Origin of the sequence: Streptomyces fragilis, assembly GCF_003112515.1 — a bacterium.
Lineage (GTDB): Bacteria > Actinomycetota > Actinomycetes > Streptomycetales > Streptomycetaceae > Streptomyces > Streptomyces fragilis.
The window spans coordinates 458,776-485,758 of the sequence record NZ_BEVZ01000006.1 but is presented as its reverse complement, the minus strand read 5'-3'; the positions used below and the strand labels follow the sequence as shown (position 1 = coordinate 485,758).

The window sequence follows — 26,983 nt, the reverse complement described above, 5'->3', positions numbered from 1 at the left end:
ATCTCTGTGACAGCCCCCGCACGCCACGGCGTCTGAGCTCGGCTCCGCCGTTGGCCCGTGCTGCCCGCCTCCATCTTCCGGACTCCACATCTCGGCATGCCGAGAGGCGAGGGGCTGCTCATGCGCGCGTCACTCTCATCCCAGCTCTCCCTGCACGGCGTCACCCGTCGGTACGACGACCGCACCGTGCTCGACCAGGTCTCCTTCTCCCTCGCCCCGGGCGAGAAAGCCGGCATCGTCGGCGACAACGGGGCCGGCAAGTCCACCCTGCTCCGGCTGCTGGCGGGGGTGGAGCGCCCCGACGCCGGGGAGGTCACGGTCGTGGCCCCTGGCGGCGTCGGGTACCTGCCGCAGGCCCTCACCCTGCCGCCCGGGGCGACCGTGCAGGACGCGGTGGACCTCGCCCTGGCCGAACTGCGGTCCATGGAAGTCCAGTTGCGCCGGGAGGAGGCCGCGATGGCGGCACTTCCGCCCGGCCCCGAACTCGACGCGGCGCTGGCCGCCTACGCCGGCCTCAGGGCCCGGTACGAGGCCCGCGAGGGCTACGACGCCGACGTGCGGGTGAACGTGGCCCTCGACGACCTGGGGCTGCCGCGGCTGGACCGGGCGCGTCCGCTGGACACGCTGTCCGGCGGTGAGCGGTCCCGGCTGGTGCTGGCCGCCACCCTGGCGTCGCAGCCCGAACTGCTGCTGCTCGACGAGCCGACCAACGACCTGGACGACCAGGCTGTCGCCCGGCTGGAGGAGCGGCTGCGCCGGCACCCCGGCACGGTGGTGGCGGTGACCCACGACCGGGTGTTCCTGGAACGGCTGACCTCCACGGTGCTGGAGGTGGCGGAGGGCCAGGTCACCCGGCACGGCCACGGGTACGCCGGTTACCTGGCCGCCAAGGCGGCCGAGCGCAGGCGCCGGCAGCAGCGGTACGACGAGTGGCGGGAGGAACTGGCCCGCTCCCGCCGCCTCGCGGCGACCGGCGCGGCCCGGCTGGAGGCGATCCCGCGGAAGATGGAGAAGGCCATCTTCGGCGCCTCCGCCTTCCGTGCCCGCGGACGCTCGCACGGCGCGATGGGCCGCATCCGCAACGCCAAGGAGCGGATGGAACGGCTCACCGCCTCGCCCGTCGCGCCGCCGCCGGAGCCGCTGTCCCTGCGGGCGCGCCTCACCACCGGGAGCGGGGCGGAAGCCGGCGCCCGGCCCGCCGCCGAGCTGTGCGACGTGGCGGTGGACGGACGGCTGCGGCTGCCGGAGCTGCGGATCGAGGCGGGCGAACGGCTGCTGGTCACCGGGCCCAACGGCGCCGGTAAGAGCACCCTGCTGCGGGTGCTCGCCGGTGAACTCGAGCCGGACACCGGCACCGTGACGACGACCGGAAGGATCGGGCACCTGCGGCAGGAGGAGGCGCCCTGGCCCCCCTCCGCCACCACCCTGGCCGCCTTCGCGCACGGGCGAGCGGGCGACCGGGAGGAGCACGCCGACCGGCTGCTGTCGCTGGGGCTGTTCGAATCGTCGGCGCTGCGGCTGCGTGTGGCCGAACTGTCCTACGGGCAGCGGCGACGGATCGAACTGGCCAGGCTGGTCGTAGAACCCGTCGACCTGCTGCTGCTCGACGAGCCGACCAACCACCTCTCTCCCGCCCTGGTCGAGGAGTTGGAGGAGGCCCTGGCCGACTACGCCGGAGCGGTCGTCCTGGTGACCCACGACCGGCGCATGCGGGAGCGCTTCACCGGTTCCCGGCTCCAGCTGGACGGCGGCGAGGTGCGCCTGCTCGACCGCCCTGTCGCGTGCCGTTGACGCGGAACCGGACGGGCCGGCGCGTCCGGCTCGGCTCCCGGTGGGCAGGCTTCCCGGACTCCCCGAGACCCTTCGCGTCACCACGGACGAGCAACTGCGCGCCGTCTCCAACCTCACCCGCCACCGGATCATGGCGGTGCTCCGCTTCGAGCCCGCGACGATCACACAGATCGCCGAGCGGGTGGGCCTCGCGAAGAGAAGTTCCAGCTACCACGTGCGGCTGCTGGAGCGGGCCGGCCTGGTGAAGGTGGTGCGGACGCGGAAGGTCCGGGGCGTCACCGAGCGGTACTACGCCATGGCCGCCCGGACGATCGCGCTGCCGGACCCGGGCGAGGGAGCACCGGACGTGCTGATGCGGCACGCGGTGGCGGACCTGGAAGCGTCACCGACCGACGGTGAGGGGCACGTGCGGATGGCGCATCTGCGGCTCACCGAGGAGCAGTTCGCGGAGCTGGGCGCACGACTGCAGGCGCTGGCGGACGAGTACCCCCGACCACCCGGAGTCGCAGGCTCCCGCCACGCACGGCACCCCCGAGGTGTCGTGACACCCGCCACCGGCCGCCGCGGTCGGCGGGTCCCCCCACTGCCGAGGCCGTGCGACAGCGGGAGCCGCCGCCTGGGTTCTCACAGCGGCCGTCCTCGGCCTCGCGGCGGGACGGCGACCCGGCCGGCGCGGATAAATCGGTTCCCCGCGGGCCGCCGCCGGCATGACACTTGCCTCCCACCGTGCTGTCCCCGACGGGCGGGGCCGGCCGGCCGTGCCCGCGCGCCGGCCGCCGGACGTCCGCCTCGTGAACCGACCTGGAGCCACCCGCCGTGACCGTGACCGCACCCGGCCTCGCCGCACTCAACAGCGCGACGAAGTACCCGAGCATCCCCACCTACCACCGCCTCGACCCCAGGAACGGCGGTCTCCTCGAGGAGCCGGCCGACTTCACCGGTGACGTGCTGCTCACCGAGAAGGTCGACGGCACCAACGGGCGGATCGTCCTGCTCCCCGACGGCGACTACTTCATCGGCTCGCGCGAGGAACTCCTGCACGCGAAGGGCGACCGGGTCCACAACCCCGCTCTCGGCATCGTCGAAGAGCTGAGGCCGCAAGCCGACCGGCTTCAGCCCGGTGACGCGCGGGGCCTCATCACCGTGTTCTACCTCGAGGTGTACGGCCGCAAGATCGGTGGCGCGGCCAAGCAGTACACCGGCGGGAGCGGCGTCGGCCACCGGCTCTTCGACGTCGCGTTCCTGCGGACCGAGGACCTGGACCGGAGCGTCGAACAGATATCGTCCTGGCGCGACGGCGGCGGCCAGGAGTTCGGCGACGAGGCCGATCTCCAGCGGATCGCCGCCTCCGAGGACATCCCTCTCGTCCCGCGTGTCGCGACCGTCCCCGGCGACCTGCTGCCCGCAAGCGTCGACGGCATGGCCGCCCTGCTCGCCGGGCGTCTGCCCGCCACCCGGGTCGCCCTCGACGACGGCGCCGGTGGCACCCCGGAGGGCATCGTGCTGCGCACCACCGATCGGTCCGTCATCGCCAAGGCCCGCTTCCAGGACTACGCCCGCACCCTGAAGCGCCGCGCGCGCGGCTGAGTCCTGAGGCCCGGCCATCGGCCCCCGGCCCCTGGGACCGGCCCGGTGGGACATACTCGCCGGATGGGTTCACGCACTTCCGGGGCCGGGCGGCCGGTCACCGTACGGAGGGCCGTCGCGCGGGACGCCAAGCGGCTCACGCGGCTCGTGCGGGGTTCGGGGGCCTACGAGGGCAGATACGCGACCGCGGTCGCGGGTTACCGGGTGGGCCCCGACTACCTCGAGGCCCACCGCGTCTTCGTGGCCGTCGACGGCGGCGCGGAGGAAGGCGGCGCGGAGGAAGGCGGCGCGGAGGAAGGCGGCGAGAAGGGAGGCCGGATCCTCGGGTTCTACTCGCTCGTCCTCGCTCCACCGGAGCTGGATCTGCTGTTCGTCGCCGACGAAGCGCAAGGACGGGGCATCGGACGACTGCTCGTCACGCACATGAAGGCGCAGGCCCGTGCCGCAGGCCTCGACCGTGTCGAGGTCGTGTCGCACCCTCCCGCCGAGGACTTCTACCTCCGGGTCGGTGCGGTGCGGACCGGGACCGTGCCGGCGAACCCGCCCGCCGTGCCGTGGGACCGCCCCGCACTCGAGTTCCGCATCGCGGAGTGAACGGGCACGGGGCGGCGGGCGACCGGACCCGGCGGCGCCGCGGGGACGGCGGGAAGGATCCGGACGACAGCGGCACTCAGGCCGCGACGAGCTCCCGCTCCCGGTCCGGCGTGGTGACCGCGGGCTTCTTCTTGTTCGGCAGCGACAGCCGGACGACCTTGCGCCACGCGGAGAACACCTGCTTGGGCAGCGGCCCGGTGACGTACTCCAGCTCGTACTTCTCGAACAGGGCGCGCACCTTCACCGAGACCTCGGCGTACCGGTTGCTCGGCAGGTCCGGGAACAGGTGGTGCTCGATCTGGTGCGACAGGTTGCCGGTCATGAAGTGCATGGCCTTGCTGCCGCTGATGTTCGCCGAGCCCATCATCTGGCGCAGGTACCACTGACCGCGCGTCTCGCCCTTGATCGACCGGCGCTCGAAGACCTGCACGCCCTCGGGGAAGTGCCCGCACATGATCACCGAGTGGGACCAGAGGTTGCGGACCAGGTTCGCGGTAAACGTGGCGGCGAGCGTGGTGAGGAACGACGGGCCCGACAGCAGCGGGTGAACCACGTAGTCCTTGAGCACCTGCTTGCGGATCTTGCGGCCCACGGCCCTGGCGCGGGCGCGGAACTCCGGGTTCTTGCGGCGGCGCTTGTGCAGGTTCTTGCCGAGCTCCAGGTCGTACGCCGCGATGCCGTACTCGAAGAAGCAGGCGTTGATGAAGTTCCACAACGGCTGGCCGAGGTGGAACGGCTGCCACTTCTGGTCCTCGTCGACGCGCATGATGCCGTAGCCGAGGTCGTTGTCCTTGCCGAGCACGTTGGTGTACGTGTGGTGCAGCTCGTTGTGCGAGTGCTTCCACTGGTCGGCCGGCGAGACGTGATCCCAGTCCCAGGTGGTGGAGTGGATCTTCGGGTCCCGCATCCAGTCCCACTGGCCGTGCAGGACGTTGTGACCGATCTCCATGTTGTCCATGATCTTCGCCACGGACAGACCGGCGGTGCCGAGGATCCACGCGGGCGGGAAGAACGAGAACAGCAGCACGCCCCTGCTGGCCAGCTCGAGCTTGCGCTGCGCCGAGATGACCTTGCGGATGTACGCGGCGTCCTTCTCTCCGCGGCTGGCGATCACCTCGTCGCGGATCGCGTCCAGCTCGCGGCCGAGCTCCTCGATCTGCTCCGCGGTCAGGTGGGCGGTGGGGTCGATGGCGGTCAAGTTGCTCCTACCGTTCGATGTCACAGGGGCCCGCGGCGGCGGACACGCAGGTCTGGATGAGGACGCCCGGCTCGGCCTCGGTGATCTCGCCGGTGCGCAGGTCGCGGACGGCGCCCGCCTTGAGCGGCGTGACGCAGCCGAAGCAGATGCCCATGCGGCACCCGGAGGGCATGAGCACCCCGGCCTCCTCGCCGACGTCCAGCAACGGCGTTGCGCCGTCCGCGTCGACCGTCTTGCCGGTCGCGCTGAACGTAACCTCGCCGCCGGCACCGGCGACGACGACGCTGGGGCGGAAACGCTCGGTGTGCAGGCGTTCCTGGACCCCGTGCTCGCTCCAGTGCTCCTCGGCGGCGTCCAGCAGGCCCGCGGGCCCGCAGGCCCAGGTCTCGCGCTCGGCCCAGTCGGGCACGGTTTCGGCGAGACGGGCCACGTCGAGCGTGCCGTCCGTGTCGGTGTGCACCTCGGTGAGCCGCAGCTTCTTCTGCGCGACCAGGTCGTGCAGTTCGTCGCGGAAGATCACGTCCTGGGGCCGCGGCGCACTGTGGACCATGACGACGTCGTCGAACGCGGTGTCGCGCAGCATGCCCATCACGGGGGTGATGCCGCTGCCGGCCGTCAGGAAGAGCACCTTGGGGGGCTTGGCCTGCGGCAGCACGAAGTCACCGGTGGCCTGGTCGAGCTGGACCAGCGTGCCGGGTTTGGCTCTCCGGACCAGGTAGTTGCTCACCTTGCCGTCCTGGATGGCCTTCACGGTGATCGTGACGCGGCCGTCCCGGCGGTTCGTCGGCGAGGTGAGGGAGTAGGCACGCCACAGGCGCACGCCGTCGACGTCGACCCCGATGCGCACGTACTGACCGGCTGTGTGGCCGCGCCAGCCCTTCCCCGGTCTGATCACGACGGTCGCGGCGTCACCCGTCTCGGGGTGCACGGCCTCGATGCGTCCACGCAGGTCGGCGCCCGCACGCAGCGGGCTGACCAGGTCGAGGTAGTCCGACGGCAGCAGCGGCGTCGTGATCAGCTCCAGCATTTTCCACGCCCGGCTGCGGAGGGCTGTACTCGTCATGACTCCAGCTTGCTGCGCCTCAGGGCGTAAAGTCCTGACCGCAGGACGTAAATCTGATCGGTTAAATTGTTCGCAGGGAACAAAACGTGAACCAGGCAATCCGGAGGGTCAGCGAACTGGCCCTCGACGAGACGACGGTCACCGCGCTTCGGGCCGCGCTGAAGACCACCGCCGACGAGGTCGTCCAGGCGATCATCGACGAGGTCCCTCCCTACGCCAACGCCCTCTCGGGCCACATGGGCGGCACCATCCGCCGGGCCGTCCGCACCGCCCTGGGGCACTACCTGGACCTCGCGAGCGGCAACGCCACCGGCGGCAACGCCGGTGACGCGGCCTACGAGCTGGGCCGCGGCGAGGTGCGCGACGGCCGTTCGATGGACGCCCTGCTCAGCGCGTACCGCGTCGGCGCCCGCGTGGCCTGGCGATGTCTGGCGGCGGGCGCGGTACCCGCGGGTCTGCCCGCCGCCGAGGTCGCCAAGTTCGCCGAGCTGACCTTCGCCTACATCGACGAGCTCTCCGCCGCGAGCGCCGCCGGCCACGCCGACGAACTGGCCGCCCGCGGCAGGGCCCAGGAGCGCCACCTGGAACACCTGGCCCGCGACCTCCTCGCCGGCGCGAGCCCGGACGCGCTGCTGGCCTCCGCGCAACGGGCCGGGTGGCAGCCTCCGGTCTCGCTGACCGCGGTGCTGCTGCCCGCCGTCCAGGCCCGGCCCGCCTACCGCGTGCTCGACCCGAGCACCCTCGTCCTCGACGATCTGCCGGACGCCACCGGCGTGCTGCTCGTCCCCGACGCGGACCGGGTCCATCTCCTGCGGCAGCTGACCGACCGCGCCGCCGTGGTCGGCCCGGCCCGGCCGTGGACCCGTGCGGCCGCCTCGTACGCACGGGCCCTTCGCGCGCGCTCCCTCTCCTGCGACATCCGCGACACCGAGGACCACCTGCCCGAGCTGGTGCTGAGCGCCGACGCGGACGCTTTCGCGGACCTGCGGGCCCGGGCCCTGGCACCGCTGCGGACCTTGCCCGTCGCGACCGCACGGCGGCTGGAGGAGACGTTGCGGGCGTGGCTGCTGCACCAGGGCAGGCGGGACGAGGTGGCGGCGGCGCTGTTCGTCCATCCCCAGACGGTCCGCTACCGCATGGCGCAGCTGCGGGAGCTGTTCCCGGACCTGGCATCGCCGCAGCGGGCCCTCGAACTGACGCTGGCGGTCGGCCTCCGGGCCGGCTGACGAGTACGGCGGCGCACGGAGCGGACCCCCGCTCAGGGGTGGTCCGCCGCGCCGACCGCGACCCCGCCCTCCGCACACCCGGTGCGTCCCATCCGGCGCCGGGCACGGTGCAGGAGGTAGGCGGTGGCCAGACCTCCCGCCATGACCGCCGCCGCCCCCAGCGCCTGCCCGGTGCGGGCCGCCGCCGCGAAGGCGTCCAGCACGGCCGGACCGCCCTCCGGCCCGGCGGCCTCCAGCACCGCGGTCAGCGACGCCGAACCGGCGGACCCCGGCTCCCGCGCGGCGAGGTGGCTGCTGACGACCGCGCCGAGAACCGCCACGCCCAGACTGCCTCCGACCTCGCCCATGGTGCCGTCGACCGCCGCGCCCGACCCCGCCCGGTCCGCGGGGATCGAGCCCATCACCGCGGCGACGATGGCCGGATTGGCGAGGGCACAGCCGACGCCCATCAGCAACAGCCCGGCCAGCAGCACCGGGTGGCCGCCCCGGTCCAGCACGCCGGCCACCGCGAAGCCGCCGGCCAGCAGGCCCATGCCGAGGGCCACGGCACGGACCTCGCCCAGCCGGTTGATCATCCTCGGGGCCAGACCACGGATGTTGAGCACCACGACGCTCAGCGGGAAGGGCGCCATGTACAGTCCGGCCTCCAGGGCGGTGAAGCCCCGGACGTACTGGAGTTGCTGCGCGAGCAGGAACAACGCCCCCGCGCTGCCGAAACTGATCAGCAGGACCCCGGTGACCGCGCCGGTGAAGCGGGGGTCGCGGAAGAGCTGGGGCGCCAGCACGGGATCGGCGCAATGCCGCTCCCACACCACGAGCGCGGTCAGCGCCACCACCGCGGTCACGGTCGCCGCCAGCACCGGGAGGGAACCGGGGCCGTGCTCCGGCCAGGAGGTCACCGCGTGGACCAGCGCCACCACGCCGACGGCGGACAGCACCGCGCCGGGGACGTCCGGGCGTCCCGCCCCCGCCCGCCGCGACTCGGGAACGAGCCGGCGGGCGGCGGCCAGGCCCAGCAGGGCCACCGGCACGTTGACCAGGAAGATGGCGCCCCACGAGAAGTGGGAGAGGATCAGCCCGCCGAGCGGCGGGCCGGCCGCGAAGCCGAGACCGTTGACCGCCGCCCAGATGCCGATGGCCCGCACGCGCTCGCCCTCGGGGAAGACCTGGGCGACCACCGCGAGGGTGGTGCACGTGATCAGCGCGCCGCCCACGCCCATGCCGGCCCGGGCGGCGACGAGCTGCCCGACGTCCTGGCTCAGTCCGGCCGCCAGGGAGCACGTACCGAACAGGGCGAGCCCGGTCAGCAGCAGCCGGCGCCGTCCGTAGCGGTCGGCGGCCGCGCCGGCGGCCAGCAGCAGCCCCGCCTGGGCCAGCGGATAGGCGTTGACCACCCACTGGATCGCCGCCATCCCCGCGTCCAGTTCCCGGGAGAGCGTGGGGACGGCGACGGTCAGCACCGAGTTGTCGAGGACGACGACGAGCTGCACCAGGCAGACCACGCCGAGCACCACCGCCCGCCGGTCGGCGCGCGTCCCCGGGCCCCCGGGTCCGTCCGAGGGGGCGCCGGGCGCGCGGGCGTCGCCCGTGGACGGTGCGCCGGTCACCGGACGGGTGCGAAGCGGGCTATGGGGTTGGTCAGTTCGCCGACCAGCTGGAGTGCCGCGGAGGGGTCGGCGAGGTCCACCATCTGGCGGTTGTTGCGCAGCTGCAGACGGTTGAGGCAGGACAGCGCGAAGGTCTTCGCGAACGGGTCGTGGCGCCGGAACCGCTCGGCGAGGTCGGGGACGGCGTCCTGGTAGTCGGCGACGCAGTGGGCGACCGTCTGCCAGAAGGCTTCCTCGGAGAGCGTGCCGGCTTCGTCCAGCAGCGCGGCCAGGTAGCGCAGGAAGCCGTCGAAGACGTCGGTGAAGATGGACAGCAGCCGCATGTCCTCCGGGACGTCCGCGCGGACACGCTGCACGGCCGGCGGCAGGTCCGCCTGCGGATCCATGACCACGATCTCCTCGGCGATGTCCTTGAACACCGCGCGCACCACCGCGCCCTCGTCGTCGAGCACCAGGATGACGTTCTCCCCGTGCGGCATGAACGCGAGGTCGTGGGCGTAGAAGCTGTGCAGCAGCGGCACGAGGTACGCGTCGAGGTAGCGGCGCAGCCACTGCTGCGCGGGCAGGCCGCTGCGGGAGATCAGCGCCGCGGCGAAGGACCGGCCGTCGCGGTCGGCGTGCAGGAGCGCGGCCATGGTGAACACCCGCTCGCCGGGCGCCAGCGAGGGCACCGGGCTCTCCCGCCACAGTGCGGCCAGCATCTTGCGGTACGGCGAGTAGCGGTCCGTGGCCGCCTCGTACCGGGGGTTGCGGTACCCGATGGCGGCGTGCTCGCGGATGATGGTCAGCCCGGTTCCGCGCAGCACCGGATCGGAGGCGATCAGCTCGGCCAGCCAGTCGTTGATCGCGGGCGTCGCCTCCATGTAGGCGGCCGAGAGACCGCGCATGAAGCCCATGTTGAGGACCGACATGGCCGTCTTCACGTAGTGCCGGTCCGGGCGGCTGGTGTTGAAGAAGGTGCGGATGGACTGCTGTGCCTGGTAGAGGTCCGTGCTCTCGCCCAGCGGGACCAGGTGCCGGGTGGCGATTTCCCCGGCGAAGGTGACCGCCAGCTTGTTGGTCCATTGCCAGGGGTGCGCGGGGAAGAGGAGGTAGTCGGCGGGGTCCAGTCCGAGGCCGGTGAGCACTCCTTCGAGACGGGCCCGCTCCTCGGCGCCGAGCTCCTGCGCGATCAGGGTGTCGTAGTCGATGTCCGCGCAGCAGGTGAAGGTGGCGCGGTCGCGGTGCGCGGCGAGCCACATCAGGCGGATCGGCGCCGCGGCCTCCGGGGCGTAGGAGTGGAACTCCGCGATGTCGAAGCCGATCCTGCCGTTGTTGGCGACGAAGCCGGGGTGCCCCTCCGTCATGTTCGCCTCGACGCTCTGGAAGTCGGCGGTCACCAGTTCGTCCGCGGTCGGGGCCGGGCGGGAGAGCTTGTAGGCGGTGGAGGAGAGGGTGGAGCTGAGTTCTTCCAGGTAGACGGGCAGGACCTCGTCGCTCAGCCCCAGCGTGGTGCGCAGCTCGAGGATCAGTTCGAGGGCGTCCAGCGGCGCTTCGGAGCCGGACCGGTGCCGGGTGACGGAGCCGGCGTCTATCTGCCAGTGGTCCAGGGACATCGTCCGGGCGGCGAAGCGGTACTCGGTGGCGCCGTCGTCGGACCGCACGGTGTAGCGCCCGTCGCCCGCGGGCTCCGGCGTCAGCAGCCGCTCGTGGGCGAACTCCGCGAGCGCCTTGCGGACCAGGGCCCGGTTCGCGGCCGCCCACAGCTCGGGGCGCAGGTGGGTCACCTGCTCGAGGGCGGCGGTGGTGTCCCGGTGGGGCGGGGCGGCGGTCATGCGTGGGCTCCTTCTACGGCGGCCGTGAACTGTTCCCTGGTGCAGAAGCTGAGCAGGGCGGTCTTCTCGGGCTTGGCGAGCGGGCCTTCGGGGACGAATCCGACGAAGGCGTTGAGGGCGTGGACGGCGGTGTTGCGGATGTCCGGCTCGACGACGACGCGGCGTGCCGACGGGTCGTCGAAGAGGAAGGCCATCACGGTGGTGATGACCGCGCGGGTGAAGCCGTGACGGGGAGTGCCGGCCGGAGCGCACAGGAAGTGCATGCCGACGTCCCCCGGCCGTGCGTCGTACAGCCCGGCCAGCTCCACCCGCGCCGGGTCGTAGCGTTCGACCAGGAAGCACGACTCGTCGTCCAGGGCGCCGAGGAACGCGTCGTGGTGCGGGTGCCGGACGATCGCCTCGTAGGTCTCGACGACCTCGGCGGCGCTGAGACCCCCCATCATCCAGTAGGCGGCCTTCGGGTCGGTGACCCAGGCGTGCAGCAGGGCGGACTCCCGTGCCGGGTCCAGCGGATGCAGCGACATCGTGCCCAGGGCAGTGGGCCGGGAGTAGAGCGCGGGGGTCACGGGGCGGGTCACGAGACCACGCCCTCGGGCGCGCCGAACTCCTGGAACGCGATCGACTTCTCGATCGGGTAGACCTCGCGACCGGCGATCTCGCGGATGATCCAGCTGTTGCGGTACGGGCCCATGCCGAGGTCGGGCGAGGTCACGCTGTGCGCGTGGGTGGCGCCGTTCTGCAGGAACACGCCGCGGCCGGTGTCGTCGACGCTGTAGTTCCGGGCCACGTCCAGACGTCCGCGGCCGTCCCACCGCAGCCGGTCGCGGACCGGCTCGAGGAAGGCGGGCGGCTGGTAGGCGTAGCCGGTGGCCAGCACCAGCCCGTGGGTGAGGAGGGTGAAGTCCCGGTCCTGCTCGTCGTGGTGCAGCCCGAGCTCGTACCGGTCCGCGGCCTCGTCGTGGCGGGCGGTGCGCAGCGTGGTGTTGGTGAACAGCCGGGCGGGTACCGGGCCGTGCACGCTCTTCTGGTAGAGCAGATCGAAGATGTTGTTGATCAGCTCGGCGTCGATGCCCTTGCTGAGGCCCTTCTGCTCCGACTCCAGCCGGTAGCGGGTCGCCTCGGGAAGCGCGTGGAAGTAGTCCACGTACTCGGGCGAGGTCATCTCGAGCGTGAGCTTGGTGTACTCCAGCGGGAAGAAGCGCGGCGAGCGGGTCACCCAGTTGAGCCGGTAGCCGTGGGTGTCGATGTCGCCGAGCAGGTCGTAGAAGATCTCGGCCGCGCTCTGGCCGGACCCGATGACGGTCACCGACTCCTTGGCCTGCAGCACCTTCTTGTGCTGCAGGTAGCGCGAGTTGTGGATGGCGTCGTCGGGCAGGTCGCGGCAGGAGGGCGGCAGGTGCGGAGGCGTCCCGGTGCCGAGCACCAGGTGCCGGCCACGGTGTTGGACCCGGTCCCCGGCCGCCCGTGTGGAGGTGACGACGTAGACGCCCTCCGCCTCGTCGAACTCCACCCGCTCCACGTGATGGCCGAACCGTACGGACGTCAGCTGCGCCGCGGCCCAGCGGCAGTAGTCGTTGTACTCGGCGCGCACCGGATAGAAGTTCTCCCGTATGTAGAACGGGTAGAGCCGTCCCTTCTCCTTGAGGTACTGGAGGAAGGAGAAGGGGGAGGTCGGATCGGCGAGGCTGACGAGGTCGGCCAGGAACGGGGTCTGCAGCGTCGCGAAGTCGAGCAGCATCCCGGGGTGCCAGTCGAACCGCTCCCGGCTCTCCAGGAAGACGCCGTCGAGGTCGTCCAACGGCGCGGTGAGGCAGGCCAGGCCCAGGTTGTACGGGCCTAGGCCGACCGCGACGAAGTCGTGCACGGGCTCGGTTGCGGGCTGGGGCATGCGTGTCTCCAGAAGCACTGTGGTGATGGGGGTGGCGGCATGTGACGCGCGGCTCCGGTCCGCCGGGGCCGGTCGGGCCCGGGGCCGGACGGAGCGGTGCGCCGTCAGGAGGCGTCGTCCGCGGCCCTGCCGCGGGGAGCGGCCTCGATGAACTCGGCGGCGTGCGCCGCCAGAAGGTCGAGGACGTGGGCGACGTCGCCCGGGGTGGTGCGGGGGTTGAGGAACGTGCACTTCAGGAAGTGCCGCCCGTCCACCTTGGTGCCGGCGACCATGCCCTCGCCCGAGGCGGCGAGCGCTTCGCGGGCGTGCAGGTTGGCGTCGTCGGCGAGATGGGCGTCCTGCGCGGCGGGGCGGTAGCGGAAGACGACGGTGGACAGCTGGGAGCGGCCGACCACCTCGAACCGGGGGTCGGCGGCGAGCATCTCGTGCACGGCGCCCGCCAGGTCCACCACTTCGTCGAAGAGGGCTCCCACTCCGTCGGCGCCCATGACGCGCAGGGTCATCCACAGTTTCAGGGCGTCGAAACGGCGGGTGGTCTGCAAGGACTTGTCCACCTGGTTGGGGATCCGGCGTTCGGCCATCCGCGCGGGGTTCAGGTAGTCGGCGTAGTAGGTCGCGTGCGACATCATCCGGCTGTCACGGACCACCACCGCGCTGGAACTCACCGGCTGGAAGAAGGACTTGTGGAAGTCCACCGTCACCGAATCGGCGCGTTCGATGCCTGCGAGCAGGTGCCGACGGGTGGGGGAGACCAACAGCCCGCAGCCGTAGGCGGCGTCCACGTGGAGCCAGGTGGAGGCCGCCGCGCAGACGTCCGCCGCTTCCGCGAGGGGATCGATGCTGCCGAAGTCGGTGGTGCCGGCGGTGGCGACCACGGCCATCACCGTCAGTCCTTCGGCGCGCAGGCGGTCGCACTCCCGGCGCAGCGACGCCGCGTCCATCCGCCGGTCGGCCGTGGTGCCCACGCTCACCACGGCCTCCATCGGCAGGCCGAGCATCTTGGCGGACTTGCTGACGCTGAAGTGGGCCGCCTCGGAGGCGAGCACCCGCATCCGCGGCAGCAGGGACTGGCGGGCCTCGGACGTGCGGGCCCCGGCGCGGGCGAAGGCCTCCTCGCGCGCCAGCACCAGCGCGTGCAGGTTGGACTGCGTGCCGCCGCTGGTGAAGACGCCGTCCGCGTCCAGGCCGAAGCCGATCCGTCCCGCGGTCCAGTCGATCAGGCGGCGCTCGATCAGCGTGGCGCCGGCGCTCTGGTCCCACGTGTCCATGGAGGAGTTGACCGCGCTGAGCACCGCTTCGCCGAGCAGGGCGGGGATCACGACGGGGCAGTTGAGATGGGCGAGATAGCGCGGATGGTGGAAGTAGACGGCGTCGCGGAGGTAGAGCTGTTCCAGCTCGGCGAGCGCCGCCGCCGAGTCGCCGAGCGGCCGGTCCAGATCGACCTGGTCGACCTCAGGTGCGAGCGCGTCCGGGCTGATGCCGGTGAACGGCCCCTCGACCCCCGTCACGCGGGACGCCACCGCGTCGACGCCCAGGAGCAGCGCCTCGCGGTAGGCGTCCGCGGTCGGCGCGCCGAAGAGGTGCCGCCGGGCCTCGGCGTGCCGGACCTCGGGGTTCGGCGAGGCGACGGAGCGCTGCGTCGGGACAGTCTTGCCGTCAATGGTCATGTCAGCCTTCTGGTGGGGACAGCGGAACGAACAGGAGGTTAGGTTAGCCTCACCTAACCATCACTTGTTCCGCTTGTCGACACCGCCCCCGGCAGGTCACCCGGCGGTTGTCCTCGTCCTGGCCCGATGAGTAAGGTTAGGCTCTCCTAAGCGCATGTCAACCGTCCCTTCCGCCGGCGGGCCGAATCCACGACCGGCCGCAATTCGCCGCGTGGGAGCACCCGTTGACCAGCCGAGCCCACGCCGACCGAGGAGTCCGGGTTGCCCCCAGTCCGCCACCGCGTCCACCGCGACCCCTACGGCATCCCGCACGTGTGGGCTCCCGACGCACTCGCACTCGCCCACGCCCAGGGCGTGGTGACCGCGCGCGACCGGGGCTGGCAGATCGAGGTCGAGCGGCACAGGGCGCTGGGCAGCTCGGCCTCCTTCCTCGGCCCGGATCACCTGTCGTGGGACGTCCTCGCCCGTCGCGCCCGACTCGCCGACACCGCCCGGCGTTGTTACGAGGCGCTCGACGAGTCCACCGCCGCCTGGGTTCGCGCGTACGCCGAAGGAATCGACAGCGCACTGCCGGAGGCGGCCGGCCGGGCGCCCGAGTTCGCCCGAACCGGTCTGCGGCCGGGCCGCTGGGAGCCGTGGGCGCCGCTGGCCGTGTGGCTCTCCCACCACCTGCTCTTCGCCGGTTTCCCGGCGAAACTCTGGCGCGGTCGTGTCGCCTCGGCACTCGGGCCCGGCATGGTGGCGTCCTTCGCGACCGACGGCCCGGGCACCGCGGGCAGCAACGGCTGGCTCCTCACCCCGGAGCGCACCACCACAGGTGCGGCGCTCCTGGCCGGCGATCCGCACCGCTTCATCGAGGCCCCCGGGGTGTACCAGCAGATCCGGCTGGCGTGCCCGGAGTTCGACGTCGTGGGTCTCGCGGTACCGGGCGTGCCCGGCATCGCCCACTTCGGTCACACGGGACATGTCGCGTGGGCCATCACCAACGCCATGGCGGACTACCAGGACCTCTACCGCGAGCGGCTGCGGCGCGTCCGGCGGCCGAACGGGACGACCGCGGTGGAAGCGTTCGGGCCGGACGGCTGGGAACCCGCCGAGGTCCGCACCGAGACCTTCCTGATCGCGGACGGCGATCCGGTGGAGGTCGAGACGGTGGAGACCGCCCGAGGACCCGTCGTGCTCCAGGGAGCGATACCGGACGCGCCGGAGGAGGCCCCCGACGCCGCTGCCCGTGCCGCCGACGCCCGGCACGCGGAGGCGCACGGGAGCGGTCCCGGGACGACCCTCGCCCTGCGCCTGCCGGCGAGAGTGCTCGGCACCCTCGGCTTCGAGGCCCTGCCCGCCCTGCTGCGGGCCACGACCGTCACGGACGTCGACACCGCGGTGGACGCGTGGGTGGAACCGGTCAACGTGGTGATGGCCGCCGACACCTCGGGTGGTCTGCTGCACCGGGTGGCCGGAGCCGTCCCGGTCCGCGCCGAAGCCAACCGGCGGGGTCCCGTCGACGCCTGGGACCGGGCCGCGGCCTGGTCGGGCCGGTGGGAGGTGATGCCGCGGGGTGACGTCGCCGACGGCCGGGCCGTGATGGCCAACGCCCGCGGGATCGCCACCCCGCTGGGCTCGGAGTTCGCCGCCGCGCACCGAGCGCGCCGGATCGCCGAGCTCCTGGACTCCCGGCCGCGCTGGTCACCCGCCGACATGCCCGTCGTGCACGCCGACACGCTCTCGCCGGGCGCGTCGGTGCTCCTGGCACGTCTGGTGGAACCGTTGGCCGGACTGTCGTCCGAGGCCGCGTCACTGCGGCGTGAACTGGCCGCATGGGACCGCCGCATGGCTGCGGGCTCGCGGGGAGCCGCGGTGTTCGCCGCGTGGCGTGGCGCCCTGGTGCGTCGGCTGGCGGGCGACCCGGCGCTGGCGGCCCTGACACCCCGTCCGGACGATCCCGAGATCTTCCTGCCCTGGCTGTCCCTCATCGCCCGCGTCGGACACGCACTGGAGAACCTGACCGTGCCGGGGGCGCTGCCCGCGGCGGTGGACGTCCTCGCCCACGCCCGGGAGGCGCTGGAAGAGGTGGCCCGTGACGGCGCACCCGCGAGCTGGGGCGAGACCCACCGTCTGGCCGCGTGGCAGGCCCTGCCCGATGCCGCCACTTCTCCCGGGTCGCCCGCGCTGGAGGGAGACCACGACTGTGTGATGTCCTCCTCGAGCATGCCGGGACTGACCGACCTGAGCGCCCGTGCCTCCGCCGCGCGTTACGTGTGGGACCTGGCGCGCAGGCAGGACAGTGCCTGGATCGTTCCCCTGGGCGCCTCGGGCATCCCCGACGACACCCACGCCCACGACCAGCTCCCGCTGTGGCTGCACGGCGCGCTGGTCCCCGTGGTCACCGACTGGAACCTGCTCACCGAGGAGCGATCAGCATGACCGGACCCACCACCTCCCCGACGCCCCGGGAACCCGCCGCGCCACACGCGCCGGCCCTCGCGCACGTCTCCCGCGTACCGGGCTTCGGCACCGTCGCCTTCCGGGTCCTCGACCCGGAGCACGACGCCGCGGTCGTGCACCGCTGGGTGGACGACGAGCGTGCGCGGTTCTGGGGCATGGTCGGGCACACGGTCGAGCAGGTGCGCGACATCTACGCCTTCGTGGACACCCTGGAGACCCACCACGCCTACCTGATCGAGCACGACGGGCACCCCGCGGGACTGCTGCAGACCTATGACCCCGCGCACGATCCACTGGGGGAGCACTACGACGTCCGGCCCGGCGACTTCGGGATCCACATCCTCCTCGCACCTCCCGCGACCGCGCCGCGCAGCGGCTACGCCGGCTCCCTGTTCGAGGCCGTTCTGGAGTTCGTGTGGTCCGATCCCACGCACCTGCGGGTGGTGGCCGAACCCGACGTCCGTAACGACAGGTCCCGCCGGCGACTGCGCCTCGCGGGATTCACCGAAGGCGCCGAGGTCGCCCTGGAGCACAAGCGGGCCCGCCTGTACTTCCTCGAACGCGACCGCCGGGGTCGAGCTCAGTAGGCGACCCCCACTCCCTGTTTCACCGTCCGCGGGTCGCCGGTCATCGCCAGCATCGCGTGGGCCACGTCCGCGCGGGCGACGAACCGGCCCTTGGGCGGGAAACCGCCGACGACCGTCCGGTACCTGCCGGTGAGCGGTCCGTTCCGCAGACGCGGCGGGCGCACGACGGTCCAGTCCGTGGTGCTCCGGGCCACCTCGGCCTCCATCTCGCGCAGATCGGCGTAGACGTCCTTCAGGACGGCGGAGACGATGCCGCGCACGGAGCGGTCGAGGAGGCCGTCCTGCGGTGCGGGGCCGACCGGAGCGGCACTCACGACCAGGAGACGCCGGGTGCCCGCTCCCTCCATGGCGCGCACCAGGCTCCGCGTGAGCAGCGTCGCCACCCCGGCGTCCTTGCGGCTGCGGGCACCGAGGCCGGAGAGGACCGCGTCCCGGTCGGCCACCGCGGGACGCACCGCCTCGGGGTCGGTCAGGTCGGCGCGCACCACCCGCAGGGCCTCACCGGTGACGGTCAGTGCGGCGGGATTCCGGACCACCGCCGTGACACGGTGTCCCGCGTCCAGGGCCTGCCGGACGATCTCCTGGCCGATGCCTCCCGTGGCACCGAGGACGGTGAGTTCCATGAGCTCCCCAGTTCTCCCGTTCTCCGGTTCTCCCGTTCTCCGTCAGCTGACTTCGACGATCTCCCAGTGGCCGCGCTTGAGGAGGCTGCTCCCGTCCTCGGCGTCGCTGAAGAAGTCGACGACGACGTAGCGGCCGGGCTGGAGCGTGAGTTCGAGCAGCGACGCCTCACCCGTGTTCATGGGCAGACCACCGGTGCCCTGCTCCAGGTCGAGGGGACCGGCGTGGTCGGGGAAGGCTCCGGTGTCCCCGAAGTCGTCGACGTAGGCGCGGACGTCCTCCTCGGTGACGTCGTCCGCGAGCCGGAAGAAGATGGCCTCGGCGTTCTGGCCCTCGGGCATCTCGTTGCGGAAGAGGATCGGGCGGCCCGCCCGCACGGTACCGCTGAGGATCCAGCGCGGCTGACCGTCGATCATCCTGCTGACGAGGGTGGCGGTGGGGAACGGCGTGGTGGCGGCCCTGACGGTGCCGTCGACGCGCAGCACGCTGTGGCGGGGGTTCGCGTCCCGGATGTTCCGGTAGTCGAAGAACCAGTAGGTGCCCGGGGTCAGGGTCCTGGTGAAGGAGGCCGGGAGGTTCGTGTGGATCACCGTGCCGCCGAGCAGCTCCGCCTTCTCCCGCATCTCGGCGCTGCCCTCGACGATGTCGGGCCCGACCGCGTTGATCATTTTCAGGATGGATGAGCGGAAGCTCTCGAACGTCACGCCGGGCTTCGGGCGGACGAGTGATATCCAGCCCGACGCGGGATCCGTGGTGGACACCCGGAACTCGGTCGGACCGGGGCGTGCGGTGGCCGGTGCGTTGAGCCCGTCGACGGTGGACCTGAGGTGCAGGACCTGCGGGGCCCCGTTCTCGGCGACGGCTCCGACGGCTCCGCTCAGGGCGGGGCGGACGGCCGAGGGTTCGGCCGCGGCGGTGGTCAGGCCCGTGGTGGTGGTGAGCGCCAGCACGGTGACGGCCGCGGTGGCCCAGGCACGGCGTATGCGCGTCGATCGCATGGGTTCTCCCGTGGAAGGTGTGCGGAGCGGTCGGATCAGTGCAGTCGGGCGCTGCCCGCGAGGGCGGACGCGAAGGCCCGCCGGAACGCCTCCTCGGACTGTGCGCCCGACAGGCGGATTCCCCCACCGAAGTCGAACAGCGGTACGGAGCGGACACCCGTGGCCAGCACCCGGGACAGTTCGGCCCGCAGTTCGTCGGCACCGTCCGGACTCGGCTCGACGCCGGTCTCGGCGGCGAGCCTGTCGAGGGTGGCGCGGTCGCCGATGTTGAGCCCTTCGGTCAGGTAGGCCCGGAAGATGCGTTCGGCCATGGCTTCGCCCCGTCCTTGGCGGGCCGCGGTGGCCAGAAGGCGGTGGGCCTCGAAGGTGTTCACGTGCACGGCGCGGTCGAAGTTCAGCTCCAGGCCCTCCTCGGCGCCGATGGCGGCCATGCCCGCGGTCGCCTGGGCGGCCCGGGCGGCGCTGCCGAAGAACTCACGGTGCACTTCGGCCAGCGGCCGCCCCTCCGGCGGCGCGTCGGGGGAGACCTGGAAGGGGCGGAAGACCACCTCGAGCCGGCCGCCTTCCGCCCGGTGGCGGGCGGCGACCCGTTCGAAGCGGGTGAACCCGATGAAGGAGTGGACGCAGGTGAGATCGAGGGTGATCTCGACCCGCAGGAACGCGGCTTCGTCGACGGTCATGGTCGTGTGGTCCTTCTCTTCACGGTGATTCGGGTGTGCGGTTCGAGGTGAACCGTGCAACTCGTCGCGAGCCGGGCCTCTCCTGGTGCACCGGGCACGCGGGGTGATGGGCGGGAGTGCGAGGGCCGGGGCGCTCACCCCTGCGGGCGGCGGGCCCACGCCGAGACCATGAGCGTCGTCATGTCCCGCCCCTCCGGCCGGCCCAGCAGGTCCATGAATTCCGCGAGTTCGTCCGCGGTGACCATGCCGTTGTCGACCAGTGCGTGGCCCTCCTGCTTCAGCCGCAGGCCGATCAGCTCGTCGTCCGCGGCCGACTGCCCCGGGCCCGCGGGGGTGAGCCGCAGGCCGGCCGGTTCCAGGCCGGCCCGCGCCAGGGCGGCCGGCAGGTGCCGTGCCCATCCCATGTCGGCCCCCTGTTCCTGCATGCGCCGTACGTATCCGCCGACGAGGGTGCGTCCCACGGCCGTCGCGGCGTGCTCGGCCGGCAGGTAGTAGAAGTCCTCCACCACCAGCCAGCCACCGGGTGCCAGCCAGCGCGCCGCGCGCCGCAGCACCGCGTCGGGGTCGGGCAGGTGCTCGAGCACGGCCCGCGCGAGGACCAGGTCGTAGGCGCCCTCCTCGAACTCCGCGGCGACGATGTCGGCCTGCCGCACGGTCAGGTTCGCGGCATGCTCGGCGTCCAGCCGGCTGACGTCGATGTCGACGGCGAGTACCTGCCCCTGGGGCACCCGCTCCGCCAGCCAGTAGGACATCGACCCCGCGCCGGCGCCGAGTTCGAGGCAGCGCCACGCCGGCTCCACGGGAAGCGCCTCGACGACGGCGCGGGTCACGGGGTCGTACTTCCGCTCGAACAGCCGGATCTGGTCGAGCGGGGAGAAGGTCCCCCGGGTCAGTGATCCCGTGCTGTACGACTGCTGCGACGTTCCGCTCGCCATGTCCGACGCCTTCCTTTTCCGTCCGTTCCCCCGCCTGCCCGGCCGGGACGCCGGTGTCGAGCAGGCGAAGGAACGCGAGTGGTGGGGAAAGAGGTCCGCGACCGGCTCGCGCATCGGCGAAGCGGTCGGGAGAACCCGGCCACCAGGATCTTGGGCGGTGAAGAATGGCGCAAGATCCGCCCTATCAGATCGTTGCGCAAGTTTGTCACGTTTACGTCAAATGTCGTTGCCGGACCGCCGGCATTCCGTCGTCACCGGCGGAGTGCGGGACCGGGGCCGCTCCGTGGTGGCCTCGAGGCCGTGGAGGGGACGACCGGTCCCGGACTCCCGCGGTGCCCCGGGACGGGGCGCGACGGATCCGTCCTCACCCGGTGCGCGTGGTGGTCTGCGGGACCGGGGCCGGAGCGCCGCCGTCGGCGTCGGCGTCGGGCTCCGTCGTGTCCGTGCGGGTGACCATCAGGAGGACCGCGGCCAGTGCGGGCACGGCCGCCGCGAGGAGGAATCCCGTGAGCGGCGAGGTCGCCTGGATGAGCGGCCCGATCAGCAGGGGTGAGGCGAACTGCCCGGCGAAGGTGGCCGTCCCCGACAGGGAGGTGGCCTTTCCCCGGACCTCTTCGGGCACGCCCTCGCCGATGAGGACGGTGGAGACCGGGAAGAACACTCCCTGGCCGAGACCGAACAGCAGCGGCGCGAGGAACAGGAGGGGGGCGTTGGGCGCGACGGCGAGCACGAGGAAGGCGGCCGTCAGCAGCACCAGCGAGCCGCGCAGCAGCGTGCCGTAGGCCAGCCGCGCGCGCAGCGTCGCGTACGCGAGCCCGATCAGACTCATCGCACCGGACATGCCCACGGTGTAGAGGGAGACCAGCAGCGGATCCTCGACGCCGAACCCGGACAGCCGGTCCGGGACGAAGACCACCAGCGCGTACATCAGCAGGGAGGCGCAGAACTGCAGCGCGTACCAGACGAGCAGGAGACGGTACCGGCGCAGCATCGCCCAGGCGCCGAGTCCCGGTCCGGCCGTGCCGGCGGAGCCCGTCGGCTTCGTGCGGGGGAGCATCAGGGCCGTGGCGATACCGAGGGGCACGCCCACCAGGTAGATCCCGAAGGGGAGGTGCCAGGAGATCCCCCCGACGGCTCCGGACAGCAGCGGCCAGAGCACGCCGCCCGCGCTGGTGGCCGTTCCCCGCAGGCCCATCGCACGGTCCCGGGCGGTTCCCCGGTACAGGTTGAGCATGGCCACGGTGGTGCCCGAGAAAACGAAGGCCGCTCCGACGCCGAAGACGGCACGTGTGGCGATGAGTGCGGGATAGCTGTCGACGACCATCCCGACGCCGCCGGACAGCCCGTACAGCACCAGTCCGCCCGCCAGTGGCATGCGGACGCCCCAGCGGTCGATCATCCAGCCGACCAGGGGGCTGGTGACGGCGATGGAGAGGCTGTGGGTGGTGATGATGAGGCCGGCAGCGGTGCCGCTGACCCCGAGGTCGCCGCGGATGACCTGGATGACCGGCGCGAGGATGGAGCCCGCCATCACGGCCAGGGTCGAGGCGAAGAGCAGGAGGGGCAGCGTCCCCCGGCGGACGGGTACGGGTTCCTGTTCCTGTGCGACGGCGCTCATCGGGCACCCGCGTCTTCGAGGACGGGCCCGCCGACGCCGCCGGGACGCTCCAGGCCGCGGTTGGCCAGGTGGAAGACGGCGCTGTTGAAGGACATGAAGGGCTGGATGAGACCGTCGACGAAGACCAGGAAGGCCAGGGTGCCGATCCCGACGGGGCCGCCCAGCAGCCACCCGAGCGTGAGCAGGACGGCTTCGACGCCGACCTTCGCGCACCAGAAGGGCACCTTCCAGCGCTGGTTGAGGGAGATCACGATCAGGTCCATGGCGCGGATGCCGGTGCCGCTCATGATGATCAGGGAGGAGCCGTAGGCGCACAGCAGGACCGCGAGGACCAGCGAGGGCACGGGGGCGATCCATTCCAGGTCGGCGAGGAGCATCAGGTCAATGAGGCTGCCGCAGAGGAGGAAGGTGACGAAGGGCATCACCACCGGGCGTCGGCGGTTCCACAGCGACCAGACGGCGATGCACACGGCCGCGATGAACGCCTGCGCCACGCCGATCGTGAGGGGGACGTGCTCCAGGATGCCCAGCGAGAGGACGTCCAGGGGGTCCACCCCGAGGTCGGAGTGGATGAAGAGGGTGGCTCCGGCCGCGAAGACCAGGCAGCCGGCCAGGTAGAGGACGTAGCGCGTGAGGTTCTCACGCAGGGCCCGGGGGCCTCGACCCCGGACCGACACGGCGGTCGTTCGTGAAGTGGACATACGGGGTTCCTCTGGGGAGGCCCCTGCGGGACGTCCGGCGCGTGAGGGGGAAGACACGGGCCGGAGCGCCCGCAGGGGAGCATCAAGGGGGAGGGTCGGGCCCGCCGGCACGTCCAAGGGGAGACGCCGCGGCAGGCCCGCCGCAGGGAGCCGTCAGGCGTTGACGAAGATCAGCTGGTTGCCCTCGGGGTCGGTGATCTCGAACCGCTCACCCGTCTTGTGCGGGAAGACGTCCGTGGGGCCGAGGTCGCCCAGGGCTTCGTGGGCCGCGGGGATGTCCACCTGGGTGAAGGCGAGGGCGTTGGGCTGGGTGCCCTTCTGGATGATCAGCTCACCGTCGTGACCGGTGTCGAAGACCACGCTGACGCCCGGGTACTCCTCGCGGATCTTCAGGCCGAGCCGGTCGCGGTAGAAGGCGGCCATCGTGTCGAGGTCCTCGCAGAAGATCTTGATCACCGTGAGCTTGCCGAACATGACGTCCTCTCTTTCATGAACACCCCTCGTCGGGGGCTGCCGAGACGGGGAGGGGCCGGACACGCCGGGGCCGGATGGTGCGGGGCCCGCCGTCCGCCATAAAGGAAACTACACCGTGCAGGGCAGAAAGTAAACCGGACGGTGCAATCGAAGGAGGGCGGGGGTCCAACCGGGCGGGGTGGACGCGGCGACGGTGGGGGCGGACGTGGCGACGGTGGGGGCGGGCGCCGCCGGTAAACCGGGCGGTACAGTTTCGAACGTTGGCGCGCAATCGAAGGAGTGGAGCACCATGACGGCCGCAACGACCCCGCCGGCGCGAACAGGGAGGCCCGCGAAGCGCGTAGCGATCGACCGCGCGGCCCGCGTCGTCTTCGGCCGCGAGGGCTACATCCGTGCCAGCGTGGACAGCATCGCGGCCGAGGCGCACGTCTCCAAGCGCACCATCTACAACCACTACCAGGACAAGGAGCAGTTGCTCCTGTGCGTGCTGAAGGAGAGTACGCACGCGGTGGCGGAGCACCAGGAGGAGCTCATCGACCGGCACCTGGCCTCGCCGGTCGACCTGGAGGCCGAGCTCGTGGCGCTCGGCTGTGCCCTCGCCACGCCGCAGAGCGGCTTCAAGGAGCACTTCGCCCTGGTACGGGTCATCTTCGCGGAGGCGTCCAGGCTGCCCGGCGAGGTCACCGACAGCTGGCGCACCGAAGGGCCGGGGCGTACGCAGGCCCGGCTCGCCCGGCACTTCGCCACCCTGTCCGCGGCCGGCCGGCTGCGGACGGACGAGCCCCAGGAGGCGGCCGCCCACTTCACCCAGCTCGTCACCTCCGAGGCGTACGAGCGCTCCTTCCATGGAGCCCTGCCCCTGCCCGCGGACGAGTTGGAGGCGCTGGTCACCGCCGGAGTGCGTGCCTTCCTGAGGCTGTACGGGGCGCGCTCCTGACCCTGCCCACGGTCGGCGGGAGCGCGACCCGGAAGGACTTTTTACTCCGCACGGTGTAGTTTACTTTGATGTCAGGGCGTCGCATGTCGCGTCCCGCACCAAGCCGTCTCTTCTGGAGGGAAACATGACCACCCAGCCCCTGTCTCTCGCGGTCATCATCGGTAGCGCGCGCGGCGGGCGTCTCGGCGACAAGGTCGGCCACTGGTTCGCCCAGCAGGCCCAGGAGCGCGACGACATGACGGTCGACGTGATCGACGTCGTGGACCACCCGCTGCCGCTCGCCATGCCGGCGATGGGCGAGGAGCCGGCCGAGCACGTCCGCACCGTGAAGGACCAGCTGTCCGAGCGGCTGCACTCCGCCGACGCGTTCATCGTGGTCACCCCCGAGTACAACCACTCCTTCCCCGCCTCGCTGAAGAACATCATCGACTGGCACCTGCAGGAGTGGGCCGCCAAGCCGGTGGGGCTGGTGTCCTACGGCGGCATGGGAGGCGGCCTGCGGGCCGCCGAGCACCTGCGGCAGGTCTTCGCCGAGGTGCACGCCATGACGGTGCGCGAGATGGTCAGCCTGCACAACCCCTGGGGGGCCTTCGCCGACGGCAACGCGCCTCAGGGCGCGGACGTCGCGGCGAAGAAGCTGCTGGACCAGGTGGCCTGGTGGGGCAGGGCGCTGCGCGCCGCGCGCACCGCGGAGCCGTACACCTTCTGAGCGCCCGTGGCTCCGAGCCGGGTGCGGACGCCGCGCCACGTCCGCACCGCCTCGGACCGGGTACAGACCGGGTGCGCACCGAGTACGGACCGAGGCGGCGGACCGCGCGAGGCGGCCCCGCCGTCTACTCGTCCTCTCCGCGGTTCGCCTCCTCGGCCTCCGCGACCACACGTGCCCCGCGCGTCGGCGACAGGTCAAGGGTCATCAGGACGCCGGGTACCGCGATGCTCGGCAGGACGTGCCGGTACAGGGCCGCCGCGCGCACTCCGAGGCTGGCCTGGTCGTTCATGGAACGCGCCATCATGTTGATGCCGGCGTAGGCCCCCACGAGCACCATCGCCGTCTCCTCGGGAACCGCGTGGGGCAACAGCTCCCCCTGCTCCTTGGCGGCCCGCAGGATGGCGGCGTTCAACTCGATCCATTCCTGGTACGGACCGCTGCGGTTGAGCCGCGTGGTCGTGTCGTCCAACGTCAGCCGTACGCTCCCGCGCACCAGCGGGTCGTAACTGAGCCGGTGGGCGAAGGCCAGGCCGACATCGACCGCCTCCTGGAGCTTGGACGTACCCGAGACGGCGGGCGCCTGGTGCGAGACCTGCGCTTCGAGGACCGCCAGGGCGAGGTCCTCCTTGTTCTCGAAGTGGAAATAGAGCGCGCCCTTGCTGACCTGGGCACGTTCGAGGACGTCGCTCAGCTTCGCCGCCTCGTACCCGTGCTCGTCGAATACCTGTGCGGCGGCGGTGAGGATGGCTCTGCGCGTTCTGATCGCACGGTCCTGCTTGGCCACGGATGTCCCCCTCTACAGGTGCGTCATCGCGTGCGGGCCGCCGCATGGCGTCCGGCGGCGCACGCCCGGGCGGGCATCATAAACCGCCGAGTATGTTTGCAATCAGGTGTCCGACGTGACGACTCCGCGTTTCGTCGAAGTGAACGACCGTGTTCCGCACCGGACTTCGAGCCGGCGGCCCGCGCGGGCGGAGCGGGCCGGCCGGCGGCCGAGGCAGGCGCCCGGCCGGGAACGCGGACACGCTCCCGGCCGGGCGGCCGGGATCAGACCCCGGCAGGTCTCCCGCACAGCGCGCCCGGTCGTCCCGCGGCGCGAGCCGCGGCCTCGGCGTCCACGAGCCGTATGAGTTCCTCGTCGATCCGGTCCGGGCCGTCCACGAGGTGACGCACGCCGAGGGCGCGCATCACCGATCGCTGGAAACCGTGCTCGAAGTCGCTGGGGTGGCCGATGAAGGAGGCGCCCGACTCCTGCGCCGCCTGCCCGACTCCGGCCACGTCGTCGATGAACAGCGTCCGGTCGCAGGGGAGCCCGAAGAGTTCGGCGATCTCCCGCACCCCGGGCCGGAAGTCGTTGGTGCACACGTAGGCCGGGTCGTCGAAGAGCGCTGCGTGGGCGCCCAGGTGACGGTCGAAGTGACCGCGTTCCAGGCCCCCGTAACACACCGTGCGCAGGCCCAGGGACCGGAGCCTGGCCACGAGCTCGACCGCACCCTCGAGCACCCTGACCGGACGCTCGGCCAGGTACTCCTCCCGCTCGGCGAAGTACTCCGCACGGATCTGCTCCGGTGCGGCGTCGCTGCCGACGGCGGCCCCGAGCACACCGCACGCCACGAGCTGGGGCTGGGAGAACACGGCGCGCTCGACGTCCACCGTGTAGGTGCCACCCCGCCGTGTGACGAACCGGTGGATCACCGGGCTGAACGTGTCGTTCAGGAGGACGCCGTCGAGGTTCACGGCGGCCAACCGGAGATGACGCAGAGGGTGCACATGCTCTCCCGTGACGATCTTGAACGCTTCAAAGGCGCGCAGAGTCTTCCCAGGCTGCCGGAAAACACACCTG

General features: G+C 72.1%; 24 protein-coding genes and 1 pseudogene. 9 read left to right on the top strand and 16 right to left on the bottom strand.

Annotated elements, in window-relative coordinates:
* The first annotated feature begins 120 nt into the window (after window positions 1-120).
* The 4 genes and pseudogenes from Sfr03f_RS23000 to Sfr03f_RS22985 all read left to right on the top strand — a co-directional run bounded on the left by Sfr03f_RS23000 (window position 121) and on the right by Sfr03f_RS22985 (window position 3,972).
* Entirely contained in the window at window positions 121-1,791 is a 1,671-nt protein-coding gene (locus Sfr03f_RS23000) for a TlrC/CarA/OleB/SrmB family ABC-F type ribosomal protection protein (RefSeq protein WP_108955877.1), read from the top strand.
* Between the two features lie 40 nt (window positions 1,792-1,831).
* Window positions 1,832-2,278, top strand: a pseudogene (locus Sfr03f_RS22995) (ArsR/SmtB family transcription factor); the annotation flags it as partial.
* 329 nt (window positions 2,279-2,607) lie between these two features.
* Window positions 2,608-3,378, top strand: coding sequence for an RNA ligase family protein (locus tag Sfr03f_RS22990; RefSeq protein ID WP_108955876.1), 771 nt, complete (start codon window positions 2,608-2,610; stop codon window positions 3,376-3,378).
* A gap of 63 nt (window positions 3,379-3,441) precedes the next feature.
* Window positions 3,442-3,972, top strand: a complete 531-nt coding sequence (locus Sfr03f_RS22985) for a GNAT family N-acetyltransferase (protein WP_170145136.1) — start codon at window positions 3,442-3,444, stop codon at window positions 3,970-3,972.
* A gap of 76 nt (window positions 3,973-4,048) precedes the next feature.
* Here the strand turns inward: Sfr03f_RS22985 and Sfr03f_RS22980 are convergent, their stop codons facing one another.
* Window positions 4,049-5,170: a fatty acid desaturase family protein gene (locus Sfr03f_RS22980; RefSeq protein WP_108955874.1), complete on the bottom strand. Its 1,122-nt coding sequence runs from the start codon at window positions 5,168-5,170 to the stop codon at window positions 4,049-4,051.
* Window positions 5,171-5,177: 7 nt separating this feature from the next.
* Complete coding sequence (locus tag Sfr03f_RS22975; protein WP_108955873.1) at window positions 5,178-6,233, bottom strand: ferredoxin reductase; 1,056 nt, start codon at window positions 6,231-6,233, stop codon at window positions 5,178-5,180.
* A gap of 86 nt (window positions 6,234-6,319) precedes the next feature.
* Between Sfr03f_RS22975 and Sfr03f_RS22970 the strand changes: the two genes are divergently transcribed.
* Window positions 6,320-7,459, top strand: a complete 1,140-nt coding sequence (locus Sfr03f_RS22970; protein ID WP_108955872.1) for a PucR family transcriptional regulator — start codon at window positions 6,320-6,322, stop codon at window positions 7,457-7,459.
* 32 nt (window positions 7,460-7,491) lie between these two features.
* On the opposite strand, the gene Sfr03f_RS22965 is transcribed toward Sfr03f_RS22970, so the two are convergent.
* From Sfr03f_RS22965 to Sfr03f_RS22945, 5 genes are all read right to left on the bottom strand, one after another.
* Window positions 7,492-9,066, bottom strand: a complete 1,575-nt coding sequence (locus Sfr03f_RS22965) for an MFS transporter (protein ID WP_108955871.1) — start codon at window positions 9,064-9,066, stop codon at window positions 7,492-7,494.
* Window positions 9,063-10,880 carry an IucA/IucC family protein gene (locus tag Sfr03f_RS22960; RefSeq protein ID WP_108955870.1) on the bottom strand — a complete coding sequence of 606 codons (1,818 nt, stop codon included), beginning with the start codon at window positions 10,878-10,880 and terminating at the stop codon, window positions 9,063-9,065. Before Sfr03f_RS22960 ends, Sfr03f_RS22965 begins: the two co-directional genes overlap by 4 nt.
* Complete coding sequence (locus Sfr03f_RS22955) at window positions 10,877-11,404, bottom strand: GNAT family N-acetyltransferase (protein ID WP_108956014.1); 528 nt, start codon at window positions 11,402-11,404, stop codon at window positions 10,877-10,879. Before Sfr03f_RS22955 ends, Sfr03f_RS22960 begins: the two co-directional genes overlap by 4 nt.
* Window positions 11,405-11,454: 50 nt before the next feature.
* Window positions 11,455-12,768 carry a lysine N(6)-hydroxylase/L-ornithine N(5)-oxygenase family protein gene (locus Sfr03f_RS22950; RefSeq protein ID WP_108955869.1) on the bottom strand — a complete coding sequence of 438 codons (1,314 nt, stop codon included), beginning with the start codon at window positions 12,766-12,768 and terminating at the stop codon, window positions 11,455-11,457.
* A gap of 104 nt (window positions 12,769-12,872) precedes the next feature.
* The gene (locus Sfr03f_RS22945; RefSeq protein ID WP_108955868.1) at window positions 12,873-14,435 is read right to left on the bottom strand and encodes a pyridoxal phosphate-dependent decarboxylase family protein; all 1,563 of its coding nucleotides are present in this window, start codon (window positions 14,433-14,435) and stop codon (window positions 12,873-12,875) included.
* 261 nt (window positions 14,436-14,696) lie between these two features.
* Between Sfr03f_RS22945 and Sfr03f_RS22940 the strand changes: the two genes are divergently transcribed.
* Together Sfr03f_RS22940 and Sfr03f_RS30695 are read left to right on the top strand one after the other, a co-directional pair.
* The gene (locus tag Sfr03f_RS22940) at window positions 14,697-16,859 is read left to right on the top strand and encodes a penicillin acylase family protein (RefSeq protein ID WP_170145135.1); all 2,163 of its coding nucleotides are present in this window, start codon (window positions 14,697-14,699) and stop codon (window positions 16,857-16,859) included.
* Entirely contained in the window at window positions 16,856-17,467 is a 612-nt protein-coding gene (locus tag Sfr03f_RS30695) for a GNAT family N-acetyltransferase (protein WP_170145134.1), read from the top strand. Before Sfr03f_RS22940 ends, Sfr03f_RS30695 begins: the two co-directional genes overlap by 4 nt.
* Here Sfr03f_RS30695 and Sfr03f_RS22935 read toward each other — a convergent pair.
* The 7 genes from Sfr03f_RS22935 to Sfr03f_RS22905 all read right to left on the bottom strand — a co-directional run bounded on the left by Sfr03f_RS22935 (window position 17,461) and on the right by Sfr03f_RS22905 (window position 23,494).
* On the bottom strand, window positions 17,461-18,090 hold the full coding sequence (locus Sfr03f_RS22935) for an NAD(P)-dependent oxidoreductase (protein WP_108955867.1): 630 nt from the start codon (window positions 18,088-18,090) through the stop codon (window positions 17,461-17,463). The genes Sfr03f_RS30695 and Sfr03f_RS22935 overlap by 7 nt on opposite strands.
* 42 nt (window positions 18,091-18,132) lie before the next feature.
* Window positions 18,133-19,086, bottom strand: coding sequence for a hypothetical protein (locus Sfr03f_RS22930; RefSeq protein WP_108955866.1), 954 nt, complete (start codon window positions 19,084-19,086; stop codon window positions 18,133-18,135).
* A gap of 35 nt (window positions 19,087-19,121) precedes the next feature.
* Window positions 19,122-19,766, bottom strand: coding sequence for a DsbA family oxidoreductase (locus tag Sfr03f_RS22925; RefSeq protein WP_108955865.1), 645 nt, complete (start codon window positions 19,764-19,766; stop codon window positions 19,122-19,124).
* A gap of 134 nt (window positions 19,767-19,900) precedes the next feature.
* Window positions 19,901-20,701, bottom strand: coding sequence for a class I SAM-dependent methyltransferase (locus Sfr03f_RS22920; protein WP_159105715.1), 801 nt, complete (start codon window positions 20,699-20,701; stop codon window positions 19,901-19,903).
* A gap of 364 nt (window positions 20,702-21,065) precedes the next feature.
* Complete coding sequence (locus tag Sfr03f_RS22915) at window positions 21,066-22,319, bottom strand: MFS transporter (protein ID WP_108955863.1); 1,254 nt, start codon at window positions 22,317-22,319, stop codon at window positions 21,066-21,068.
* Window positions 22,316-23,020: a YczE/YyaS/YitT family protein gene (locus Sfr03f_RS22910; RefSeq protein WP_218028177.1), complete on the bottom strand. Its 705-nt coding sequence runs from the start codon at window positions 23,018-23,020 to the stop codon at window positions 22,316-22,318. The genes Sfr03f_RS22915 and Sfr03f_RS22910 overlap by 4 nt, the downstream gene beginning before the upstream one ends.
* Window positions 23,021-23,173: 153 nt before the next feature.
* Window positions 23,174-23,494, bottom strand: a complete 321-nt coding sequence (locus tag Sfr03f_RS22905; RefSeq protein ID WP_108955861.1) for a VOC family protein — start codon at window positions 23,492-23,494, stop codon at window positions 23,174-23,176.
* A gap of 289 nt (window positions 23,495-23,783) precedes the next feature.
* On the opposite strand from Sfr03f_RS22905, the gene Sfr03f_RS22895 reads away from it, so the two are divergent.
* On the top strand, window positions 23,784-24,431 hold the full coding sequence (locus Sfr03f_RS22895) for a TetR/AcrR family transcriptional regulator (protein WP_108955860.1): 648 nt from the start codon (window positions 23,784-23,786) through the stop codon (window positions 24,429-24,431).
* 124 nt (window positions 24,432-24,555) lie between these two features.
* Entirely contained in the window at window positions 24,556-25,140 is a 585-nt protein-coding gene (locus tag Sfr03f_RS22890; RefSeq protein ID WP_108955859.1) for an NADPH-dependent FMN reductase, read from the top strand.
* A 124-nt stretch (window positions 25,141-25,264) separates the two neighbouring features.
* Here Sfr03f_RS22890 and Sfr03f_RS22885 read toward each other — a convergent pair whose 3' ends face one another.
* Both Sfr03f_RS22885 and Sfr03f_RS22880 read right to left on the bottom strand, forming a co-directional pair.
* Window positions 25,265-25,924: a ScbR family autoregulator-binding transcription factor gene (locus tag Sfr03f_RS22885; RefSeq protein WP_108955858.1), complete on the bottom strand. Its 660-nt coding sequence runs from the start codon at window positions 25,922-25,924 to the stop codon at window positions 25,265-25,267.
* A gap of 263 nt (window positions 25,925-26,187) precedes the next feature.
* Window positions 26,188-26,877 carry an HAD family hydrolase gene (locus Sfr03f_RS22880; RefSeq protein ID WP_245967725.1) on the bottom strand — a complete coding sequence of 230 codons (690 nt, stop codon included), beginning with the start codon at window positions 26,875-26,877 and terminating at the stop codon, window positions 26,188-26,190.
* Window positions 26,878-26,983 lie beyond the last annotated feature (106 nt).